19 protein-coding genes and 1 pseudogene are annotated in these 20,198 nt (G+C 74.0%); 2 read left to right on the top strand and 18 right to left on the bottom strand.

Annotated features, from left to right (window positions below; genetic code table 11):
- Position 1 precedes the first annotated feature (1 nt).
- Genes pucD through uraD form a run of 7 tightly spaced genes read right to left on the bottom strand, consistent with a single transcriptional unit; the run spans position 2 to position 6,798 of the window.
- Positions 2 to 2,395, bottom strand: a complete 2,394-nt coding sequence (gene pucD, locus F7P10_RS32580) for a xanthine dehydrogenase subunit D (RefSeq protein ID WP_176611749.1) — start codon at positions 2,393 to 2,395, stop codon at positions 2 to 4.
- On the bottom strand, positions 2,396 to 3,763 hold the full coding sequence (locus F7P10_RS32575) for an 8-oxoguanine deaminase (RefSeq protein WP_254716148.1): 1,368 nt from the start codon (positions 3,761 to 3,763) through the stop codon (positions 2,396 to 2,398). It lies immediately after the preceding gene.
- A gap of 14 nt (positions 3,764 to 3,777) precedes the next feature.
- The gene (locus F7P10_RS32570) at positions 3,778 to 4,263 is read right to left on the bottom strand and encodes a (2Fe-2S)-binding protein (protein WP_151015323.1); all 486 of its coding nucleotides are present in this window, start codon (positions 4,261 to 4,263) and stop codon (positions 3,778 to 3,780) included.
- A complete protein-coding gene (locus F7P10_RS32565; RefSeq protein ID WP_151015321.1) occupies positions 4,263 to 5,141 on the bottom strand; it encodes a xanthine dehydrogenase family protein subunit M in 879 nt (292 codons plus the stop codon). The genes F7P10_RS32570 and F7P10_RS32565 overlap by 1 nt, the downstream gene beginning before the upstream one ends.
- 12 nt (positions 5,142 to 5,153) lie before the next feature.
- The gene (gene pucL, locus F7P10_RS32560; RefSeq protein WP_151015319.1) at positions 5,154 to 6,020 is read right to left on the bottom strand and encodes a factor-independent urate hydroxylase; all 867 of its coding nucleotides are present in this window, start codon (positions 6,018 to 6,020) and stop codon (positions 5,154 to 5,156) included.
- A 5-nt stretch (positions 6,021 to 6,025) separates the two neighbouring features.
- Positions 6,026 to 6,340, bottom strand: a complete 315-nt coding sequence (gene uraH, locus F7P10_RS32555) for a hydroxyisourate hydrolase (protein ID WP_151015317.1) — start codon at positions 6,338 to 6,340, stop codon at positions 6,026 to 6,028.
- Positions 6,337 to 6,798: a 2-oxo-4-hydroxy-4-carboxy-5-ureidoimidazoline decarboxylase gene (uraD, locus tag F7P10_RS32550; RefSeq protein WP_151015315.1), complete on the bottom strand. Its 462-nt coding sequence runs from the start codon at positions 6,796 to 6,798 to the stop codon at positions 6,337 to 6,339. The genes uraH and uraD overlap by 4 nt, the downstream gene beginning before the upstream one ends.
- Positions 6,799 to 7,055: 257 nt before the next feature.
- Between uraD and F7P10_RS32545 the strand changes: the two genes are divergently transcribed.
- Together F7P10_RS32545 and F7P10_RS32540 are read left to right on the top strand one after the other, a co-directional pair.
- Complete coding sequence (locus tag F7P10_RS32545; RefSeq protein ID WP_151015313.1) at positions 7,056 to 8,558, top strand: PucR family transcriptional regulator; 1,503 nt, start codon at positions 7,056 to 7,058, stop codon at positions 8,556 to 8,558.
- Positions 8,559 to 8,796: 238 nt separating this feature from the next.
- Positions 8,797 to 10,017 (top strand): IS110 family transposase, encoded by a 1,221-nt coding sequence (locus F7P10_RS32540; RefSeq protein ID WP_151015311.1) that lies wholly within the window; start codon positions 8,797 to 8,799, stop codon positions 10,015 to 10,017.
- Between the two features lie 131 nt (positions 10,018 to 10,148).
- Here the strand turns inward: F7P10_RS32540 and F7P10_RS32535 are convergent, their stop codons facing one another.
- From F7P10_RS32535 to F7P10_RS32485, 11 genes and pseudogenes are all read right to left on the bottom strand, one after another.
- Positions 10,149 to 11,036, bottom strand: coding sequence for a hypothetical protein (locus tag F7P10_RS32535; protein ID WP_151015309.1), 888 nt, complete (start codon positions 11,034 to 11,036; stop codon positions 10,149 to 10,151).
- 66 nt (positions 11,037 to 11,102) lie between these two features.
- The gene (locus F7P10_RS32530; RefSeq protein ID WP_151015307.1) at positions 11,103 to 12,158 is read right to left on the bottom strand and encodes a BtrH N-terminal domain-containing protein; all 1,056 of its coding nucleotides are present in this window, start codon (positions 12,156 to 12,158) and stop codon (positions 11,103 to 11,105) included.
- A gap of 85 nt (positions 12,159 to 12,243) precedes the next feature.
- Positions 12,244 to 12,471: a pyridoxamine 5'-phosphate oxidase family protein gene (locus F7P10_RS44845; protein WP_151015305.1), complete on the bottom strand. Its 228-nt coding sequence runs from the start codon at positions 12,469 to 12,471 to the stop codon at positions 12,244 to 12,246.
- Between the two features lie 352 nt (positions 12,472 to 12,823).
- Positions 12,824 to 13,162, bottom strand: a pseudogene (locus F7P10_RS44840) (DUF4037 domain-containing protein); the annotation flags it as partial.
- A 428-nt stretch (positions 13,163 to 13,590) separates the two neighbouring features.
- Complete coding sequence (locus F7P10_RS32515) at positions 13,591 to 14,100, bottom strand: pyridoxamine 5'-phosphate oxidase family protein (RefSeq protein ID WP_151015303.1); 510 nt, start codon at positions 14,098 to 14,100, stop codon at positions 13,591 to 13,593.
- 13 nt (positions 14,101 to 14,113) lie between these two features.
- Positions 14,114 to 14,974, bottom strand: coding sequence for an alpha/beta fold hydrolase (locus F7P10_RS32510; protein WP_151015301.1), 861 nt, complete (start codon positions 14,972 to 14,974; stop codon positions 14,114 to 14,116).
- A gap of 77 nt (positions 14,975 to 15,051) precedes the next feature.
- The gene (locus F7P10_RS32505) at positions 15,052 to 15,771 is read right to left on the bottom strand and encodes a Clp protease N-terminal domain-containing protein (RefSeq protein ID WP_151015299.1); all 720 of its coding nucleotides are present in this window, start codon (positions 15,769 to 15,771) and stop codon (positions 15,052 to 15,054) included.
- A 49-nt stretch (positions 15,772 to 15,820) separates the two neighbouring features.
- Complete coding sequence (locus tag F7P10_RS32500) at positions 15,821 to 16,738, bottom strand: NAD(P)-dependent oxidoreductase (protein WP_254716147.1); 918 nt, start codon at positions 16,736 to 16,738, stop codon at positions 15,821 to 15,823.
- A gap of 8 nt (positions 16,739 to 16,746) precedes the next feature.
- On the bottom strand, positions 16,747 to 18,252 hold the full coding sequence (locus tag F7P10_RS32495) for a class I adenylate-forming enzyme family protein (protein WP_151015295.1): 1,506 nt from the start codon (positions 18,250 to 18,252) through the stop codon (positions 16,747 to 16,749).
- On the bottom strand, positions 18,249 to 19,448 hold the full coding sequence (locus F7P10_RS32490) for a cytochrome P450 (RefSeq protein WP_151015293.1): 1,200 nt from the start codon (positions 19,446 to 19,448) through the stop codon (positions 18,249 to 18,251). Before F7P10_RS32490 ends, F7P10_RS32495 begins: the two co-directional genes overlap by 4 nt.
- A complete protein-coding gene (locus F7P10_RS32485) occupies positions 19,445 to 20,197 on the bottom strand; it encodes a glycosyltransferase family 2 protein (RefSeq protein WP_151015291.1) in 753 nt (250 codons plus the stop codon). Before F7P10_RS32485 ends, F7P10_RS32490 begins: the two co-directional genes overlap by 4 nt.
- Between the last annotated feature and the right edge of the window lies 1 nt (position 20,198).

Raw genomic sequence — 20,198 nt, 5'->3', positions numbered from 1 at the left:
CTCAGTGAATCCCGCCGGCCGCGCCGGACGGCGCCAGGGCGATGTGCTCCGGTCGAACCGGCACTCGGGTGAGCGCGCCGCCCGTGGCGTCGCGGATCGCGGCGACGATGGCGGGCGTGGAGGAGAGCGTGGGCGGCTCTCCGGCGCCCCGCAGCCCGTACGGGGCGCGGGGGTCGGGGTGCTCGAGGATGTCGAGCCGCATCGGCGGCATGTCGAGGATGGTCGGGATGAGGTAGTCGGTGAAGGACGGGTTGCGGACGAGGCCGCCGGACACGACGATCTCCTCCATCACGGCGAGCCCGAGGCCCTGCGCGGAGCCGCCGTGGATCTGCCCCTCCAGCGACAGTCGGTTGATGATCTTGCCGACGTCCTGCACGGCGGCCATCTCCACGACCTTGACCAGGCCGAGGTCGACGTCGACGTCCACGACGGCGCGGTGCACGCACAGGGCGAGCTGGGTGTGCGTCGTGCCCTGCCCGGTCACGGGGTCCATGGCCGTGGTGGGCCGGTGGTGGTACTCGCGGGTCTCCTCGATGGCGGCGCCGCCGAGCGCGTCCTCGATCGTGCCGAGGACGCCGCCCGCGCGGGAGACGATCTTGCCGCCGGCGACGCCGAGGTCGGTGCGGCCGTAGCGGCGCGCGGCGCGGTCCAGCAGCCCGGCGCGCACCGCCTCGCAGGCCGCCTTCACCGCGCCGCCCGACATGTACGACTGGCGGGACGCGCTGGACGAGCCGGCGTCGCCCGCCCGGTCGTCGGCGGGGGCGATCACGACCCGCTCGATCCCGAGTTCGGTCCGGGCGATCTGCGCCTGGATCGTCACGAGCCCCTGCCCGACCTCGGCCGCCGCCGTGTGGACGAGCGCGGTCGCCGCGCCGCCGACGACCTCCAGCCGGACGCGGGCGGTGGACAGGTCGTCGAAGCCCTCGGAGAAGCAGATGTTCTTGATCCCGACGCCGTAGCCGACGCCGCGCACGACGCCCTCGCCGTGGGTGGTCTGGGACGCGCCGCCGGGCAGGTTCCGGATGTCGGACGGGTCGGCGGCGGGCGGCATCGGCATGGCCTCGAGCCGCGTCAGCATCTCCGCGAGCGGCGCCGGGGAGTCGATGACCTGCCCGGTCGCGAGCCTGGACCCCTGCGTGACGGCGTTGCGGCGGCGCACCTCGACCGGGCCGAGCCCGCACGCGGCGGCCAGCCGGTCCATCATCGACTCGTAGGCGAAGCACGCCTGCACCGCGCCGAACCCGCGCATCGCGCCGCACGGCGGGTTGTTGGTGTACACGCCGTACGCGTCGATCCTGATGTTCGGGATCTCGTACGGGCCGACGCCGAGCGACGCGGCGTTCCCGGTCACGTTCATCGTGGACGACGTGTACGCGCCCCCGTCGAGGACGATCTCGACGTCGGCGTACACGAGGCGCCCGTCCGCCGACGCGCCGTACTCGTACCGCATCCGCGCCGGATGCCGGTGCACGTGGCCGAAGAACGACTCGTACCGGTTGTAGGACATCTTCACCGGTTTGCCGGTGTGCAGGGCGAGCATCGCGGCGTGGATCTGCATCGACAGGTCCTCACGGCCGCCGAACGCGCCGCCGACGCCCGCGAGCGTCATGCGCACCTGATCCCGGGCGAGGCCGAGGCAGGGCGCGACCTGCTCGAGGTCGTTGTGGATCCACTGCGTCGACACGTAAAGATCGACGCCGCCGTCCTCCGCCGGGATCGCGAGGCCCGCCTCCGGGCCGAGGAACGCCTGGTCCTGGATGCCGACCTCGAACTCGCCGGACACGACGACGTCGGCGCCGGCCCTCGCCGCGTCCACGTCCCCGACCCGGACCGGCTGGTACCGGGTGATGCCGCCGCGCGGCTGCACCTTCAGGCGGTCCGGGTCGGCGATGACGGCGCGCGGATCGGTGATCGGCTCCAGCACCTCGTACTCGACCGCGATCCGCTCCATCGCGCGGCGCGCGGTCTCGGGGTGGTCGGCGGCGACGAGCGCGACCGGCTCGCCCTCGTGCCGCACCTCCCCGATCGCGAGGACGGGCTGGTCCTCGGTCCCGTCGAGACCGAACACCTTGCGGCCCGGCACGTCCTCGTGGGTGAGGACGGCCCGGACGCCCGGCGTCGCCAGCGCGGGCCCCACGTCGACCGACCGGATGAGTGCGCGCGGGTGCGGGCTGCGGAGCGTCGCGCCCCACAGCATGCCGTCCATCCACAGGTCGGACGCGTACGCGAACTCGCCCGTGACCTTGAGCGTGCCGTCGGGCCGCAGCGGGCTCTCGCCGACGCCGCCGGCACCGGGCGCGCTGACGTGGCCGGGCGACTTGACCGGCCCGTTCCGGACCGGGCCGTTCCGGACCGGGCCGCTTCCGACCCGGCCGGTTCCGATCGGGGAGCCCATCTACAGCACCTCCCGCGCGAGTCGCATGAGCCGCCGGTGCGCGTCCGCGCCGCGCCGGCCCGCCTCGTCCTGCGGGACGGTGACGAGCGCGTCGCCGTCGACGATCGTCCGGCCGCCGACCAGCAGCCGCTCCAGCGGCGGGGTGCCGCCGAACGCGAGCGCGACGACCGGGTCGTCGACCGCCGCGTGGAAGCCGTCCACCCGCCACAGCGCGATGTCCGCGAGCTTGCCCGGTTCGAGGGTGCCGAGGTCGTCGGCGCGGCCGAGGCAGCGGGCGCCGCCCAGCGTGGCCGCCTCCAGCGCCTGCCGCGCCGTCAGCGCCGCCGGCCCGTACCGCGCCCGCTGCATGTAGATCGCCTGCCGCATCTCCCCGGCCAGCGGGACCAGCTCGGCCGACGCCGACCCGTCCACGCCGAGCCCGACGATCGCGCCCGCGCGCAGCAGGTCCGACACGCGGGCTATGCCGGCGCCGAGCCGGGCGTTGGAGCTCGGGCAGTGCGCCGTGCCGGTGCCGGTCTCGGCGAGCCGCTTGACGTCGGTGTCGTGCAGGTGGACGCAGTGCGCGAGCCACACGTCCGGGCCGAGCCAGCCGATCGAGTCCATGTACTCGGTGGGCGTCGTCCCGAACTGCTCGAGGGTGTGCCGCTCCTCGTCGAGCGTCTCGGCGAGGTGCGTGTGCAGCCGGACGCCCTTGGCCCGCGCCAGCTCCGCCGACCGGACGAGCAGGTCGCGGGTCACCGAGAACGGGGAGCAGGGCGCGACGGCGACGCGCAGCATCGAGCCGGGCGACGGGTCGTGGTACCGGTCGATCGCGTCCTCGGTCTCGGCGAGGATCGTGTCGATGTCCTCGACGACCTCGTCCGGCGGCAGCCCGCCGTCCGACCGGCCCCGGTCCATCGACCCCCGCGCCGGGTGGAACCGGATCCCCAGTTCGGCCGCCGCGCCGATCTCGGCGGCGAGCAGGTCGCCGCGCCCCTTCGGGAACAGGTAGTGGTGGTCCGACGCGGTCGTGCAGCCCGACTTCGCGAGCCAGCCGAGCCCGGCGCTCGCCGCGCCCGCCACCACCTCGGCGTCCATCCTCGCCCACGGCTCGTAGAGGGTCGCCAGCCATTCGAACAGCGTGCTGTCGCTCGCGAGGCCCTGGCTCGCCCACTGGTACAGGTGGTGGTGCGTGTTGATCAGGCCGGGCGTCGCGACGCAGCCCCGGCCGTCCACCTTCTCCGCGCCCTCGATCGCGGGCGCCGAACCGGGCCCCACGGCGGTGATGCGGTCGCCCTCGACGACGATGTGCCCGCCGGGATGCTCGTCCCCGGAAACCGTCACGACGTGCGCGTTCGCGATGACGACCACCGCTCCGTCGCCCGTCACCCCTCCGTCTCCCGTCACCGCGCCGCCGCCTTCCGCTCGGCGGCGAGGCGCACCGCGTCCAGGATCTTCTCGTAGCCGGTGCAGCGGCACAGGTTCCCGGCGAGCGCCTCGCGGATCTCCGCGTCGCTCGGCGCCGGGTTGCGTTCGATCAGGTCGTGCGACTGGACGATCAGTCCCGGCGTGCAGAACCCGCACTGGACGGCGCCCGCCTCCACGAACGCCTCCTGGACGGGATCGAGCCGCTCCTCGCCCGGCGCCCCTTCGGCCAGCCCCTCGACCGTCCGGACCTCGCGGCCCTCGACCTGCCCGGCCGCGACCAGGCACGCGCACGCGGGCACGCCGTCCAGGTACACCGTGCAGGAACCGCACTCGCCCTGCTCGCAGGCGTTCTTCGAGCCGGGGAGCCCCATCCGCTCCCGCAGCATGTACAGCAGGCTCTCGCCCTCCCACACGTCGTCGACGGTCTCGGCCGAGCCGTTGACGGTGACGTTCACGCGCATCAGGACGCCTCCCTTCCCTTCCGGCCCGCCCGGTGGTCGTCCCAGGCCCAGGCGAGCGTGCGCCGCGCCATCACCGCCAGCGCGTGCCCGCGGTAGTCGGCGGTGCCCCGCACGTCGTCGATCGGCGCCGCCGCCCGCTTCACCAGTTCGCCGAACTCCCGCGCCGCCGAGTCCGGCAGCGGGCCGCGCCCGTCCCAGTCCAGTTCGGCGGCGGCGAACGCCTCCGCCTCCCGGGCCCGCCGCGGGGTCGTGGCGGCCGAGCCGAACCCGGTGCCCACCCGGCGCTCGTCCGGGTGCAGCGCGACCGCGAACGAGCACACCGCGATCACCATCGCGTTCCTGGTGCCGATCTTGGAGAAGTACTCGGGGCCGGACGCCGGTGCGGCGCGGAACGCGCGGATCAACTCGTCCGGCTCCAGCGCGGAGCGCTTCACGCCCAGGTAGAACGCGTCCGCCGGGATCAGCCGGACGCCGCGCGCCGCCGACTCGACCTCGATCACCGCGCCCCCGGCCAGCAGCGGCGGGTGCGCGTCGCCCGCCGGGGACGCCGCGCCCAGGTTGCCGCCGACCGTCCCGCGGTTGCGGATCTGCGGCGATCCGACCGTCCGGGACGCCTGCGCCAGGCCCGGCAGCCGGTCCCCCAGCTCGCCGATCACCCGCGCGTACGGGACGCCCGCGCCGACGCGCAGCGTCCCGTCCCGCTCGTCCCAGTCGGCCAGTTCGCCGACCCGGTTCAGGTCGAGCAGCGCCGCGGGCCGGAGCACGTCGAAATTGATCTCCACCATGACGTCGGTGCCGCCCTGGATCGGCAGCGCACCGGGATACGCGGCCTTAGCGGCGAGCGCGTCCGCCCAGGTCGCCGGTCGCAGGAACTCCATCCCCCGCCCCCTTCAGCTCCACGCCGCCGGCGCGTCCGGGGCGTCATCGTCGAGCACCGTGCCCTCGATGAGACCGTACGGACGGTCGGCCGCGAAATAGACCTCGTTGTCATTGCTCATGCCGAACGGCCCCAGATCGACGAGGAAGTGATGCCTGTTCGGCATCGACATCCGCACCTCGCAGACCTCCCGGCGCCCCCGCAGCACCCGGCGTCCCATCTCGTACAGCGTCTGCTGCAGCGACAGGCTGTGCGTTTCCGCGAACCCCTTCAACAGGTGTTCCCGCACGGCCCGGTACGAGTCGCCCCACTCCACGCTCACCCCGCGATGCCGCCAGGTCGCGGTGACGGCCGTCGCGAGGATCCGGTCGTCGGTCGGCTCCAGTGTCGTGAACTCGTCCACGGCGAACCCGTGGAACTCGCTGCCGGTCGAGTTCAGCACCACGAGGTCCCGCAGGCCCGACACGACCGACTCCCGGCCGCCCGTCCCGTCGCTGTGGACCAGCGCGGTCCGCGCCTCCGTGCCGTCCCGGACGAACGAGTGCCCGCCGGTGATCCGGTTCCAGGAGTACTCCTCGATCTCCACCCGGGCGTGCCCGATCGCCGGCCGCGCGTCCACGAAGTGCCGCGCGAGCCGCAGCCCGAAGTTCTCGATCTCCCCGATCCCGTAGCGCTTCGCGAACGCGAACACCGTGTTCTTCTGCGTGTCGGTCGGCAGCACCGCCGCGTTGTCGCCGGTCAGATGGACGTCCGCCATCTCCCCCGAGAGCAGCACGCTCACGTTCGCGTCCTTGATCTCGTGGCGGTCGCCGTGCCGGGTGACGCGGACGACGCGCGTCTCCGCCTTCCCGTACCGGTTCGGGCCGAGCACGATCGCCATCCTGGCTAGCTCCCTCGGTAGGTCGAGTACGCGAACGGGCTGAGCAGCAGGGGGACGTGCAGGTGCCCGTCCGGGTCGGTGACCGTGAACGCGACCGTCACCTCCGGGTAGAAGTCCGACAGGCCCGCCGTGTCGAACGTCAGCCGGTGCACCCCCGCGCCGGGCACGGCGCCCCACTCGCGGACGCGCCCGTCCTCGTCCGTCCGGGCCTGCGCGAGCGTCGTCCACGCCCCGTCGGGCTCCCGGCGTTCCAGCCGGACGGCGACGCCGCGCGCGGGCAGCCCGCGGGACGCGTCCAGCACGTGCGTCGAAAGACTCACTTCGGCTCCTCGATCAGCTTGGCCAGCCGCAGATCGACGATCTTCGCCAGCTCGGTGCGGACGACCGCGCGTTCGGCCGCCGCGTCGTTGCCGAGCCGCTCGCGCAGGGCGGCGAGCATCCCGGCGGCGCTCAGGCCGGTCGCGCAGATGAGGAAGACATGCCCGAACCGCTCCTCGTATGCGCGGTTGCCCGCGACCAGCGCGGTCCGCACCCCGTCCGCCGCCGCGTCCATCCCGGACTGCTCGCCCCGCGACCACGCCGACTCCCGGTCGCCGCCCGCGACCCGGTCACCGATCCGCGGGTGCGCCGCGAGCGCCTCCTCGACGTCCGTCCAGTCCAGGCCGTCCAGCACCGCCGCGGACACCGCCCGCAGCTCCGCCGGGCCCCGGCCGCGGACCGCCTCGATCCATCGGCGGGACGCGCAGCACGCGCGAAGCTCCTCATCGCCGATCGGCATCCGCGCCTCCCCCCGTCTCACGTCCGTTCCGCGTCCTCACTGCAGTAGACACAGCGGCCGGTGCCCCGGTCGAGGCACAGGACCTCCGAGATGCGGCCCCGATCGGTGCCCCGTTTTCGTGCGTTGCTCCAAGCGTCCGCGCGCCGCTTCCCAAGGAAGCGACCTCACGTTTCCAATGAATCACGTAAAGTATATTTCGTGTCACATTCTGCTGTCCTGGCCGGGAATGAGAAGATCAGGGACGGTTGACTGGCCGCATGAAGCTGCGCTCCCTGCTCGCCATGCCCCTGCGACTCGAGGTCGTCACCGGGGAGGACGAGCTGGACCGGACCGTCCGGTGGGTCGTCACCACCGACCTGCTCGACCCCGGCCGCTACCTGCGCGGCCGGGAGCTCGTGCTGACCGGGCTCGTCTGGCGCTCCGGCCCCGCCGACTCCGAGACCTTCGTGTCGGCGCTCGCCGCGGCGGGCGTCTCCGCGCTCGCCGCCTGGGACCTCGCCGCCGGGGCCATCCCGGACGACCTCGTCGCGGCCTGCGAGCGGCACCGGCTCCCGCTGTTCAAGGTGCCCGAGGACGTGGCGTTCGCGACCCTCACCGAGGAGGTCGTCCGGCGGCTGTCGGGCGCCCGCGCCGCCGACCTGACCGCCGTCCTCGACCGGCACCGCAGGCTCGTCGCCGGCCAGGGCGCGGGCCTCGACGCCGTCCTCGACCTCCTCGACCGCGACCTCGGCATGCGCTGCTGGGTGCTCGCCCCCACCGGACGCGTCGTCGCCGGGCCGCCCGCGCCCGCCCCGGCCGTCCTCGCCCGCGCGTTCCTCACCGCGCCCCGCCTCCCGCACCACCTGGCCGACCCGGACGTCACGCTCTTCCCCGTCGCCGCGGACACCACGTCCCGCGTCGCCGACTGGTTCCTGGCCTGCGCGGGCGACGTCGCCGGTCGGCCGCCCGAGCACCGGGCCCTCGCCACCGAACTCGCCGCGCTCGCCGCCCTGGAGCGCGCCCGGCTCGACGACCGGCTCAGCATGGAGGGGCGGCTCGCGCAGGAGATCGTCCGCCTCGTGGCCTCCGCCGCCCCCGCCGAGGAGATCGTCCCCCGGCTCGAACTCGCGGGCCTCGACCCCGCGTCATCGTTCGTCGCGGTCGCCGCCACGGGGCACGGTCCCCTGCGGCCCGGCGAGCTGCGCACCGTCCTCGCCGAGGCCCTCCCCGTGCCGCACCCCCTCGTCGGCCTCCTCGACGACGAGGCCGTCGCGCTCGTCCCCGTCGCACCGGGCGCGGACGTCGCCGCGGACGTCCACGCCACCCTGCAGTCCCTCGCCCCCGGCCTCGCGGGCAGCGGCATCGCGGCCGGCGTCAGCGACGTCGCACCGGCCGCCGGGCTGCGCGGCGCCGTCGAGGAGGCCCGTTACGCCCGGCGCCTCGGCGGGGGCCGCGCCGAACCCGTCCGCGTCGTCCGGCACGACGAACTCGCCACGCACGCCCTGCTCCTGGCGAGCGTCCCCGACGACGTGCGGCAGATGTTCCGGATGCGGCTCCTCGACCCGCTCCACGACTACGACGACGTCCACAAGGCCGACCTGATCCGCACCCTGGAGACGTTCCTGCAGAACTCGGGCTCCTGGACGCGCTGCGCGGAGCAGCTGCACCTGCACGTGAACTCCGTCCGGTACCGGATCCAGCGCATCGAGGACCTCACCGGCCGCGACCTGTCCCGCCTGGAGGACCGGGTCGATTTCTTCCTCGCGCTCCGCCTCGCCTAATGGGAGGTACCGGGTCAGCCGCGCTGGCAGACTCGGTGCCTGGTAGCCGCCGGTGAGTGAGCACTCTTATCGCCTGGACCTTGAGTCCTTGGGTCAGATTGTGCCCTCGCCGGTGGTCAGGGGTCTTGATCGCTGATGGGATGTCGTGCCCGCCCGATCGTGGCGTGAGCACTTGTCCATTAGGTCGCCGACCGGCTCCTGCGGGCTGCTGCTCCGACCATCGAGCGTGGAGGGTGATGTGCTGTTCGTCGGAGACGACTGGGCCGAGGACCATCACGATGTGGAGGTCCAGGACCGGGAGGGGAGGGTGCTCAAGCGGGCCCGGCTGCCCGAGGGGATGGCCGGGATGGCCCGGTTCCACGACCTGGTCGGCCGGTTCGTGGCCGCCGACGCCGAGGCGTCCGAGGTCGGGGTGTGCATCGAGACCGACCGGGGCCCGTGGGTGCGGGCCCTGGTCGCGGCCGGCTACCGGGTGTTCGCGGTGGACCCCAAGCAGGCCGCCCGGCACCGCGAGATCCTGGGCAGCTCGGGCGCCAAGAGCGACAAAGGCGACGCGCACGCCCTGGCCGACATGCTGCGCACCCGCCACCGGCAGCTGCGCGAGATCGCGGGCGACTCCCAGACCGCCGAGGCGGTCAAGGTCGTCACCCGGGCGCACCAGAGCATGGTGTGGGAACGCACCCGGCACATGCTCCGGCTGCGATCGGCGCTGCGCGAGTACTTCCCCGCCGCGCTGGAGGCCTACAAGCCCCTGGGGCTGACCAGCGGGGCGGTGCTGCGGTTGCTGAACAGGGCCCCCACCCCGCAAGCTGCCGCCAAGCTCACCCGCTCTCAGATCGCGGCGGCGCTCAAGGGCCGCCGCGACATCGACGGCAGGACCGCGGCGATCCAGCAGGTCCTGCGCGGCGAGCATCTGGGCCAGGGCGAGATCGTCACGAGCGCCTACGCGGCCACCGTCCGGTCGCTGGTCGCGGTCATCACCACTTTGAACGCCGAGATCACGGCCTTGGAAGGGCAGGTCGAGGCGCATTTTGGCCGGCACCCGGACGCTGAGGTCATCCTGTCCCAGCCCGGCCTGGGCGTGGTTCTGGGCGCCCGGGTGCTCGCCGAGTTCGGGGACGCCGAGGGACGCTACGCCTCGGCCAAGGCCCGCAAGAACTATGCCGCCACCAGCCCGATCACCCGGCAATCGGGCAAGATGCGCACCGTGCACGCCCGGTTCGTCCACAACGACCGCCTGGTGGACGCCCTCCACCTCCAGGCGTCCTGCGCACTCCTGCACGACCCGCACGTCCGCGCCTACTACGACCGGCTCAGAGCCCGCGACATCGCCCACAACGCCGCCCTGCGCCAGGTCGGCAACCGTCTCGTCGGCATCCTGCACGGCTGCCTGAAGACCCGCACCCTCTACGACCGGGCGACCGCATGGTCACACCACAACCACGACCTCGCCGCTTGACATCCAACCTCCAGGGATGTCTGAGCCCGCGCTCAGGGAGCCGTCTTGGTGACGCGGACGGCGTCGGCCTCGCGGCAGCCCGGCGGGCCGCCCACGCGGGGACCGCCGTGGAAGCCCGGCAGGGAGGTCGCTCAGTGGAACAGGTCGTCGGCGGACTCGACCGAGCCGGCCCTCATCAGCCAGACATCCAGCCGTTCCTCGTCCTCGCATGCCAGAACCCGCTCGCGAACCTCGTCGGACACCGTCACACCCCGCGCCGCGAGGATCTTCAACACCGACTTCGCCTCGCCTCGCACCTCGCCTCGCATCTCGCCGATGGCCTGGTTGCGAAGGACGAAGTCGCTCTTGAACTTGTATTCGGCGGTACCGGTGGTCACGAGCTCCTCCAGAATGCTTCGGGCGGCTTTCGAAAGCCCTGCGAGCACCATGTCAGTGTACATGTCGGCGTTTTCGTGCCCCGCGTTCTCAAGTGTGGCGAGGGCGGCATGCGTGATCTCCATGGCGTCCCTGTCGTGGCTCGCGACGTTGGCCAGGGTGGCCACGATGGCCAGTTCGGGCGCTTGCGCGGCCTGCGCCGTCGTGGTGACGAGCGGGCCTGTGCCCGGGCCGATCACGAGCGGGGCGAGTGCGAAGCCGGGATGGCCGATGGCGATCGACTTGCGCGCCCAGTCCGCCACCGTGCGCCTGGGACACAGCACGATCAGGTAGCAGGGGCAACGAGCCTTGCCGTGGAGCGCGGTGAGGTAGAGAGGCCAGCTATAGCGCTTGCCGTCGTCCACGTCGCGCTGGGTTTCCGCGATGATCGCGATGGACGGCTTGGAAGAGCCCCCCTCGCAGACTTCCACGACATTGTCGGCACGGTAGGCGGTGGGCGCGATCTGGGTGAACTCCTCGGATATGGACCGGATGAGCACGTCGTCGGGCAACTCGACCGGGCACACGGCTCGCAGTAACTGGGCGACGACATCCGGGTTGTCCCGGATTATCTGGATGGGGGCTTCGTGCTGCGCGGTCACCATGTCACGTAAAGTTACTGGACGAACACGATTGCCCCCCTTGACTATGCGATTACTTTAGGTGTGTCTTCAGTCACATGGAGTATGTACGGTGAAAGCCCCCGGCATGCGCCGGGGTGGTGGGGACGCGGCCCGCCCCACCTCAACGCGGCTCAGTTCCCGCATGGCCTCGCGCTCGATCCGGGACAGGTCGCCGAGGATCTCGCCCGCCTGCGCGAGGTACCGCGCGTCGCCCGATTCGCCGGCTTCGGCGATCAGTGCCGCGACGTCCGTCCACAGGGCGGCCGCCTCGCGGTACAACGCGTGGCCGGTGCGCAGGTGGCGGCTGCCGAGCAGCTCGGCGCACTCGGCGAGGAAGTCGCGGTACAGGTTGCGGAAGAGGGCGCCGCCGGTGCCGGCCCTCTCCATCAGGAGGGCGGCCTGCGGCAGGTCCCGCCCCGGGTCGTCGGCGCGCTGGAGCCAGGTGCGCACCAGCTTGCCGGCCTTCTCGACGCCCCGGTGGCCGAGATTGGCGATGGGCGGGTCGAGGAAGGCGTCGGCGCAGGCGGTGATGGCGGGCACGATCCGCTCCCGTGGGGAGGGCGGGGTCTCCGGAACGGTGATCGTGAAGGACCGGTGCCTGGCGGTCATCGGGCCGCGCGCGGCCCTGGCCGCGGCGAGGCCCGCCAGGCCGGTGGACACCGCTCCGCCCTGCTGGTCGGTGTCGACCAGGTGGGCTTCGTGGTCGTCATAGCCGTACATGGCGACGATATGGCCGCCGAAGTGCGCCGCCGAGCCGAAGTAGTCCAGGTGGTGGCTGTCGAGCTGCAGCCCGACGGGGCGGCCCGCGTCGATCGGGCCCGTCACGTTCTCCCATGCCCTTCGGGGCGAGGCCGTCTCCCGCACCTGGAGTTCCAGCCCGAGCGTCGCGGCGAGGTTCCTGGTCAGCTCGAACGGCTTCACCCGTCCCCCGAGGAAGGGGAAGCCCATGTTCTTCGCGTCCCAGTAGATGAAGGACAGGCCGGAGCCGAGGCCGAAGAGCATCGGCTCGGACAGGTCGAGTCCCTGGTGCCGCAGCAGCACCCCCAGCGCGGACGTCTCGCAGTGCCGCGTACCGCGGGCGTCAATGCCCGTCACCGTGGTCATGCCACCATGCTGGACCCTCCCACGGAGGGAAGGTCCAGCGTCTCCCCCGGCACCGCCCGTCAGCGCAGGCCCGTGAAGGGGTACCTCATCTGGCCATGGGGGTCCTTGGCGAAACCCCGATGAGGGGCGTCACGTGCGGCCGTCCGTCGGCCCGCACGGTGGCGAGCCAGTACAGCTCCGCGTCCTCCAGCAGGCGGCGGGCCTCGGGCCACGAACCGGTCAACCGCGGCCGGGGCGGACGAGGCTGCGGTACGCGGTCCGGAGGGCCGCCCGCCGGGCCGGGTCCATGAGGACGTCCGCGTTGTCGACCCACTGCTCGATCGAGCCGACGTGGGCGGGCAGCGCGGCGACCTCGGGAGCGCGGACATCGGCCAGGAGCCCGGCCGGGAGACGGCGCCGTCGATCGTGCGGTAGGGGCGGTCCCAGAACGGGACGACGGCGCCGGGCGGTGCGGGCAGGCCGCGGCGCCGTTGCAGGTCGAGCAGGGACTCGGCGGCCGCGGCGAGGGCGTCCTCGCGGTCCCGCCAGGTCGGCGCGGCGACGGCGGCGGCGAGCGCGGGCCCGAGATCGCGGGCGATCGGGAGTTCGCGGAACGCGATGCCGCGCCACTTCGCGTAGGGGGCCCACCGGCCGGACAGGACGAACGCGAGCCGGAGCAGGTCCTCGGCGATCCGGGCGGCGAGGACGCGCGACCCGGTCTCGTCGCCGCGCGCCGCCGTCCGTCCGGCGATCGGCATCCACTGGGACGCGCGGCGCCACCACGCCGCGGCGACGTACCGTTCGACGTCCGGCGGGTGGCGGTCGAGCGTCGCCCGGACGGCGGTGAGCGTCGCGGTGGTGTCGGCGAAGACCGGCCCGGCGATCACCTCGAGGACGCTCTGGCCCGTCAGGCACAGCCGGTCGACGGCCGACAGGTCACGGGTCGGGTCCACGCCAAGGCGGGAGAGGCAGAACCCGGCGACGGTCGCGACCTCCACGTTGTGCGTGTCCGCCGGGTCCCACATGACCGGGAACCGCACGGGACGCTCCCCGTACCGGTCCGGCAGCTCGCGTTCGAGCATCGCGCGGACGCCCGCGACCGCGGCCTCGTCGTCGAGCAGGAGCGTGAGGCGGCAGCCCCAGTCGTGGTCGCGGCTCATCGCGTCGTCGAGGCCGAGGACGTCCGAGCCGGAGCCCAGGCGCGCCGCCGCGTGCGGCAGCCCGCCCAGGAGCGGACGGACGAGGTCGGCGTAGAACCCCGCGGCCAGTTCGGCGCCGCGCGGCTCGCCGGGCGCGGTCACAGCTTCTTGAAGTACCGGGCGATCGGGCGGTGCACGGGCGCCCGGGCCGGGAGCGATAGCGCGATCACTGCGTCCTGGTCGCGTTCCTCGAACGCCCGCACGGTCGGCTGCATGCTCGCATGCTCCCAGCCCGCGCCACTCGCGGCGATCCGTTAACCCCCGAAGCGGTATCGCGTCTGGCCGTGCGGCTCCTTGGCGAACGCGAACGCCCGGGCCGGTTCGATCCGGAACACGGCCGCCGCGACGTCGCCGGTGCCGAAGACGCCGTCGCCGACCTCGAACCGCCACGCCTCGCCGTACTTGTCCAGGTAGGCGGCGGCCAGCGACTCCAGGGCCGGACGGCCGGTCACCCGGACGGCGGCGCCCTCCACGACGACGTCGAGGCCCTTCGCCCACGCGTTGTTGCCCGCGGTCAGCGTCACCTGCGCGCTGTGGCCGAGGTTGCGGGCCTTCTGCTCGCCCAGCCCGGTGCAGAAGTGCATCGCGCCGTCGTGCAGCACCCCGATGAGGGGCGTCACGTGCGGACGTCCGTCGGCCCGCACGGTGGCGAGCCAGTACAGTTCCGCGTCCTCCAGCACGCGGCGGGCCTCGGGCCACGGGGTCGCGCGGGCCGCGGGGTCGCTGAACCGGCCGTCGAACTCGGTGGCGGGTGCGTCGGTCATGGATTCCTCGCTTTCAGGCGGTGTGGCGGGCGAGGGCGGGGACGACCGTGTCCCACGTCCTTCTCGGGAGCCCCTGCCCGGTGCGGGGCAGGACGATCAGTTCGGTGCGGGGGATCTCGGCGGCGAGGGCCTCGGCGTTGCCGAGGGGGAAGAACGGGTCGTCCTCGCCGTGGATCACCAGGGTGGGGACGGCGATGGCGGGCAGGCGCTCGCGCCAGCGGTCGCCGCAGTCGAGGGCGGCGAACACGGTCCCCATCAGGTTCGCGCGGTGGGCCTTGCCGGGGTCGGCGCCGGTGGGCGTGCGGTTGTGGATCCGCTCGATGTCCGCGCGCGCCTCGTCCTCATCGAAGTCGCGGCCCCCCATCGCCCGGTCGCCCGCGAGCTGCGCGGCGACGACGGACGCGCGGTCCGTCCAGTCGACCTCCGGGGCGTTCATGAACGCCTCCATGACCTCGGGCGCGTGGTCGGGCAGGTCGGGGTCGACCGGGCCGGGCGCGACGGGGCGGGTGCCGATGAGCGTGAGGGTGGCGACCCGGCCGGGGTGGTCGAGCGCGAGGAGCTGGGCGATCCAGCCGCCGGGACCCGCGCCGACGACGTGCGCGCGGGCCAGGTTCAGGGCGTCCAGCAGGGCGGCGGCGTCGGCGACCAGGTCGCGGAGCGTGTAGCCGGGGGCGTCCGGGTCGACGGTGGTCGAGCGGCCGACGTCGCGCAGGTCGTAGCGGACGACGAAGCGGCGCAGGGCCGCGAGCCGCTCGCAGAATCGGTCGGGCCACGTGAGCATCGTGCCGCCGATGAGCAGGACGGCCCGGTCCGCGGGGTCGCCAAAGGTCTCCGCGCAGAGCTCGACGCCGTTGGCCTTGATGAGTGACTCCATACGAGTTCCGACTCGCCGGGCGTCCGGAACTCATCGGCCGGTGGCGCGCGCCACCGGCCGGGTTCGCCGGGGTTCCGTCAGGAGCCGGTGAGGGCGTTCAGGGTCTCGACGATGTTCGCCTCGGCGGCCGCCTTGCCGATGCCGAGGCCGGACAGGACGCCGTCGCCGTCCTCGAGTTCGAGGAGGGCGAGCAGGAGGTGCTCGGTGCCGATGTAGTTGTGGCCGAGCCGCAGCGCCTCCCGGAACGTCAGCTCCATCGCCTTCTTCGCGAGCGGCCCCATGGGGATCTCGTCCGGCACCGTGCCGCTCTCGGGCGGCAGTCCCTCGCGGGCGGCCTGCCGGACGGTGTCGAGCAGGACGCCCTGCGCGACGATCGCCCGCCCGGCGAGGGCGTCGGGCTCGGTGAGCAGGCCCAGGACCAGGTGCACGGGGTCGATACGGTCGTTGCCGGCGGCGCGTGCCTCGGTCATGCCCGCCACGACGACGTTCCGCGCGCGCGCCGTGAACCGCTGGAAGCCCTCGCTCGGGTCGAGCGGCGTGCCCTCCTTCGGGACGAACCGCTTCTGCGCGGCCTGCTTGCTGACGCCCATGCTCTTGCCGATGTCGGTCCAGGACGCCCCGGAACGGCGGGCCTGGTCGACGAAGTGGCCGATCAGGTGGTCGGCGACCTCACCGAGGTGGTCGGCGGCGAGGACCGCGTCGGTCAGCTGTTCCAGGGGTTCGCTGTGCGCCTTCTTGATGGCGTCGATCAGCTCGTCCAGCCGGACGTTGCCGATCGGCCGTTCCGCATCCGTCATGCGTCAACCATAGGTTGACGATCCTCGTGCGTCAACCCGTGGTTGACGGTCACCAGCCGGCGGCGCCCGTGAAGGACGTCGGGTCCGGGCGGTAGCCGAGGACGGTGCGGGCGGCCGAGATGTCCAGGGTCCGTTCGACCGCGAGATGGCTGATCGCGTAGCGGGTGATCCGGGGCGGTTCGGGGCGCCGGGCCAGCAGGAACGCGCCCTCGGCGGCGGCGGCCACCGGGCGGGCGAGGGCGGCCGGGACGTAGACCGGCCTGGCCCGGACGCCGCGCTCGTGCAGGATCTCGCGGAACGCGGCGTCGATCGTCACCGGTTCGGCGTCGGCGACGTTGAACGCGCGCGGCCCGGCGGCCGGGACGGTCGCGGCCAGCAGGCAGGCCCGCACGAGGTTGCCGATCGAGGTCAGGCTGACGCGCTGCCGGCCCGTCCCGACCGCGGGCAGGACGGGCCCCCGGACGGCCGACAGCACGCGCGGCAGCAGCGTCGTGTCGCCCGGCCCGTAGACCGCGTGCGGGCGCAGGACGGTCGCGCCGCCGGCCAGCGCCGCGCGTTCGGCCGCCGCCTTCGAGGCCCCGTACGCGTTCATGTACCGGCGGACGGGCGCCTCGTCCTCGGTCGCCATGACGCTCGGCCGGAACGGGTCGTACACGCTCGCCGTGCTGACGTGCACGAACCGGGCGTCCGGGAACGTCGCGAGCGCGTGGCGGGTGCCGGTGAGGTTGGCGGCGAACAGCCCGGCGGCATGTCCCCAGTCGGTGACGCTCCCCGCGCAGTGGATCACCGCGTCGACGCGCGGCGGGTCCGGGAGCGGGCCGCGCACGAGGTCCCAGGCACGGTAGGGGGCGCCGCCCAGGTGGCCCGGGTCGGCGGCGGGACGGCGGCCGAACGCGAACGCCGTCGCCCCCTCGGCGGCGAGCGCGCGGCACACCGCGCCGCCGACGAACCCGGACGCTCCGGTCACCGCGATCCTCACCGGCCCACCAGCTCTCGGAGACGGTCGCGGTCGAGCTTGCGCGTGCGGCCGGACCGGGGCAGTTCGGGCAGGACGACGACGCGGTCGGGCAGCGCGTCGTGGTCGATGACGTCCGGGAGTTCGCGGCGCAGGCGTCCGGGCAGGTCAGGCGGGCCCACCACGGCGAGCACCACCTCCTCGTCTCCCGTGGACGGGTCGGGGACGCCGACGATCGCGGCCTCGGCAACGCCCGGGAGCGCGGCGATCGACGGCTCGTACAGGCCCGGATAGAGGTTGAACTTGCCGCGGATCAGCATGTCCTTCTTGCGCCCCGTGAGGACGAGCCGCCCCGCGTCGAAGCGCGCGAGGTCGCCCGTCGGCAGCTCGGCGCGCGGCTCGGTGCCGAGGTACCCGCGACAGAGGTTCGGGCCGGAGAGCAGGAGCTCGCCGTCGTCCGCGAGCCGGGCCCCGACGCCGGGCAGCGGGGTCCCGAGCAGGTCGCCGGGGCCCGCGAAGGCGAGCTTCTCCGCCGCCGAAGCGATCGCGACCGGGAGGATCTCGGTCATCGCGTACACCGACGCGACCTCGGCCGACGGCGCCGCCGCCACCGCCCGCCGCAGGATCGCGGGCGGCGCGGGGGCCGCGCCGAGCAGGACGTGCCGCAGCGTTCCCGGCAGTTCGGGCGTCTCGTCCAGGATCTCCGCGAGATGCACCGGGACGCAGAACGTGTGCGTCGCCCGGCGTTCCCGCATCAGCCGGACGAACTCCCCCGGCGGGCACCCGAGCGGCGGCATCGACCAGCGGGCCCCCGAGATCAGCGTCGGCAGCCCGAGCATGAGCTGGTCGGTGTGCACGACGTCCCCCGGCCCGAGCGGCAGCCGGGACCGGAACAGGTCGAGCGCCGCCGCCAGCGAGCCCTGCGTGTGGACGACCGCGCGCGGGTCCGCGGTCGTCCCGGACGTGAAGATCACGGCGGCGGGCGCGTCCGGATCGCCGCCGGTGTCCGGTTCGGGCGCCGGGCCGGCGGCGAGCCGCGCGAACGCGAGGGCGCCGCGCGGGACGCCCGGCAGCCGCCGCCCGACATGGACGTGCCGCATCGGCCCCTCGCCCGGGACCCGCAGGTCGGCGAGGTTCGGCAGCAGCAGCCCGCGCCGCCGCGCGTACGCCCGGACGGGCCGCAGCCGGCTTCCCGCGTACAGGATCGACTCCGCCGCCGACCAGCGCGGGCGCGCCAGCCGCAGCCGCGCGGTGAACATCTCGGGCCCGGCGCCGGGATCGGCGAACACGACCACTCCCCCGGCCGCGACGACGCCGAGCGCCAGCGCGAGCGACTCCGGCGAGGGCCGCACCGAGAACAGGACCCCGTCGCCGGGCGCCATCCCGGCCGTCCGGAGCCCGTGCCGGACGGCGAGCACCCGCCGCCGCAGCTCGCCGTAGGTGAGCTCGGCGCCGTCCCCGGCGACGAGCGCCACCGCGGCGGGCGTCCGCTCGGCCTGGTCGAGGAACCTCCGGACGAGCGTCATCGCCGGGCCTCCGACCGCACGATCAACCGGCGGTAGGTCGGGATCAGGACGTCGCGCGCGGCCGACCGGTCGACGATCCGCAGCGGCGCGGCGTCCAGCAGGGCGCGGGACACGCGGCGGATCTGCGCCATCGCGAGCGGGTAGCCGATGCAGAAGTGCGGGCCCGCGCCGAACCAGAGGCGGCGCAGCTCGGGCGGGTGGGGGCGGTCCGGGTCGAACGGGCCGAGGGCGCGGCAGCAGTTGTGGGTCGCGATCAGGATCCGGTCGCCCGGCCGGACGGCCGTGCCGCCGACCCGCGCCGGGCGGTGCACGCTGCGCAGCATCACGGGCGTCGGGGTGGTGACGCGCATCGCCTCGTCGATCGCCCGGTCCAGGAAACCGCCGGACGCGGCGGACGCGGCGGCGTCGGCGAGGCGGCCGGAGTCGGCGAGGAGGGCGAGGACGCGGGGTACGAAGGTGGCGACGGTCTCGGTGCCGGTGAGGAAGAACGCCCCGGCGGCGCCGCGCGCCTCGTCCTCGGAGAGCCCGAGGGCACGCATCCGTCCCATGACGGTCGATCCGTCCCCGGCGGCGTACGCCTTCGCGGCGACGTCCCCGAGCGGGTCCAGGACCGCGCGGGCGCGCCGGACCTGCGCCGGGGACAGCCGCCGGGTCCGCAGCGAGACCATCGCGACGACGCGCTCGCCCTGCTCGAACAGGTCCCGGAACCCGGCCTCGCCGGCCAGGTCCAGCCCGATGACCTCGCTGATCACCGCGCCCGCCATGACGCGCGCCGCGTCCACGACGTCGACGGGCGCGCCGGACGCGAGGCGCTCGCGCAGCCGGTCCAGCGGCGCGGCGAGCACCCGCGCGCACAGCTCGTCGGCGTAGGCGGGGGTGAACAGGTCGGTGAGGCGGCGGCGGAGGGCCCGGTGCGCGTCGCCCTCCATGTTCAGCAGGACGGACGGCCCCAGCACCGGCGTCCACAGCTCGCCGGGCGAGCCGGGCCCGTCCTTGCGGAACGTCTCGCCGTCCATGAGGACGTCGCGGGCGAGACGGGCGTCGTTCACCACCACGCCCACGCCGGGCACCCGCACCACCGGGCCGCGCCGCGCGAGGCCGCGCAGCAGCGGGTAGGCGAACGGGTGCGCGGCCAGGTAGAGCCGCCGCTCCCAGTTCCGGGGGCGCGCGGGGAGGCGGAGCCGTTCGGCGTTCATCGGATGTCGACCTCCGCGGGCCGGTACCGGTGGTCGGCGTACCAGCCGAGCGTCCTGACCAGGCCGAACGCGCGCAGCCGCCGCACCGACCCGTACACGACGACGTCGTCGCGGAGCCCGTAGGCCGGGGTCAGGTAGCGGACGGCGTTGACGAGCGCGCGGTCCTCGTGGACGTCCTCGATGCACGTCCGCGGGAAGCCGCCCGCGCGCTCGTACAGGTCGGCGGTGACGGCCACATTGCAGCCCGGCATCATCACGTAGGGCCCGAGGTAGAGCGGGTCCTGGTTGCCGGGGCGGAAGCGTCCGAACAGGGCGGCGGTCTCGATGACGGCGGGCAGCAGGCGGCGTTCCCACAGCTTGAGCGGGAACTCGTCGGTGCGGGGGCGCAGCGGCCCGCTGACCAGTTCGAGGCCCGCGCCGAACGCCCGCCGCACCGCCGCGATCCAGCCGGGGTGCGGCAGGCAGTCGGCGTCGGTGCGGGCGATGTGGGTGGCCCCGGCGGCGATGGCGTGCCGGAACCCGGTGTCGGCGGCGGCGCCGGTGCCCTTCTCGGTCTCCCGGACGATCCGCACGTCCGGGAGCGGGCCGTCCGCGGCGAACTCCTCGACGATCTTCGCGGTGGCATCGGTGCTCGCGTTGTCGACGACGACCAGGGTGAACGCCGTGTCGGTCTGCTCGGCGAGGCGGCGCAGCGTGGCGCCGATCGAGCGCTCCTCGTTGTAGGCGGGGACCACGACCCAAAGGTTCACG

This window comes from Actinomadura sp. WMMB 499, from assembly GCF_008824145.1.
Lineage (GTDB): Bacteria > Actinomycetota > Actinomycetes > Streptosporangiales > Streptosporangiaceae > Spirillospora.
The sequence above is the reverse complement of the archived record's forward strand: the minus strand, read 5'-3'. Positions and strand labels throughout refer to the sequence as shown.

What these genes read in the sequence shown, in the direction of transcription:
- pucD (WP_176611749.1), bottom strand. Translation starts at nt 2,395, where the DNA reads ATGGGCTCCCCGATCGGAACCGGCCGGGTCGGAAGCGGCCCGGTCCGG.
- F7P10_RS32570 (WP_151015323.1), bottom strand. Translation starts at nt 4,263, where the DNA reads ATGCGCGTGAACGTCACCGTCAACGGCTCGGCCGAGACCGTCGACGAC.
- F7P10_RS32565 (WP_151015321.1), bottom strand. Translation starts at nt 5,141, where the DNA reads ATGGAGTTCCTGCGACCGGCGACCTGGGCGGACGCGCTCGCCGCTAAG.
- pucL (WP_151015319.1), bottom strand. Translation starts at nt 6,020, where the DNA reads ATGGCGATCGTGCTCGGCCCGAACCGGTACGGGAAGGCGGAGACGCGC.
- uraD (WP_151015315.1), bottom strand. Translation starts at nt 6,798, where the DNA reads ATGCCGATCGGCGATGAGGAGCTTCGCGCGTGCTGCGCGTCCCGCCGA.
- F7P10_RS32545 (WP_151015313.1), top strand. Translation starts at nt 7,056, where the DNA reads ATGAAGCTGCGCTCCCTGCTCGCCATGCCCCTGCGACTCGAGGTCGTC.
- F7P10_RS32535 (WP_151015309.1), bottom strand. Translation starts at nt 11,036, where the DNA reads ATGGTGACCGCGCAGCACGAAGCCCCCATCCAGATAATCCGGGACAAC.
- F7P10_RS32530 (WP_151015307.1), bottom strand. Translation starts at nt 12,158, where the DNA reads ATGACCACGGTGACGGGCATTGACGCCCGCGGTACGCGGCACTGCGAG.
- F7P10_RS32515 (WP_151015303.1), bottom strand. Translation starts at nt 14,100, where the DNA reads ATGACCGACGCACCCGCCACCGAGTTCGACGGCCGGTTCAGCGACCCC.
- F7P10_RS32510 (WP_151015301.1), bottom strand. Translation starts at nt 14,974, where the DNA reads ATGGAGTCACTCATCAAGGCCAACGGCGTCGAGCTCTGCGCGGAGACC.
- F7P10_RS32505 (WP_151015299.1), bottom strand. Translation starts at nt 15,771, where the DNA reads ATGACGGATGCGGAACGGCCGATCGGCAACGTCCGGCTGGACGAGCTG.
- F7P10_RS32495 (WP_151015295.1), bottom strand. Translation starts at nt 18,252, where the DNA reads ATGACGCTCGTCCGGAGGTTCCTCGACCAGGCCGAGCGGACGCCCGCC.
- F7P10_RS32490 (WP_151015293.1), bottom strand. Translation starts at nt 19,448, where the DNA reads ATGAACGCCGAACGGCTCCGCCTCCCCGCGCGCCCCCGGAACTGGGAG.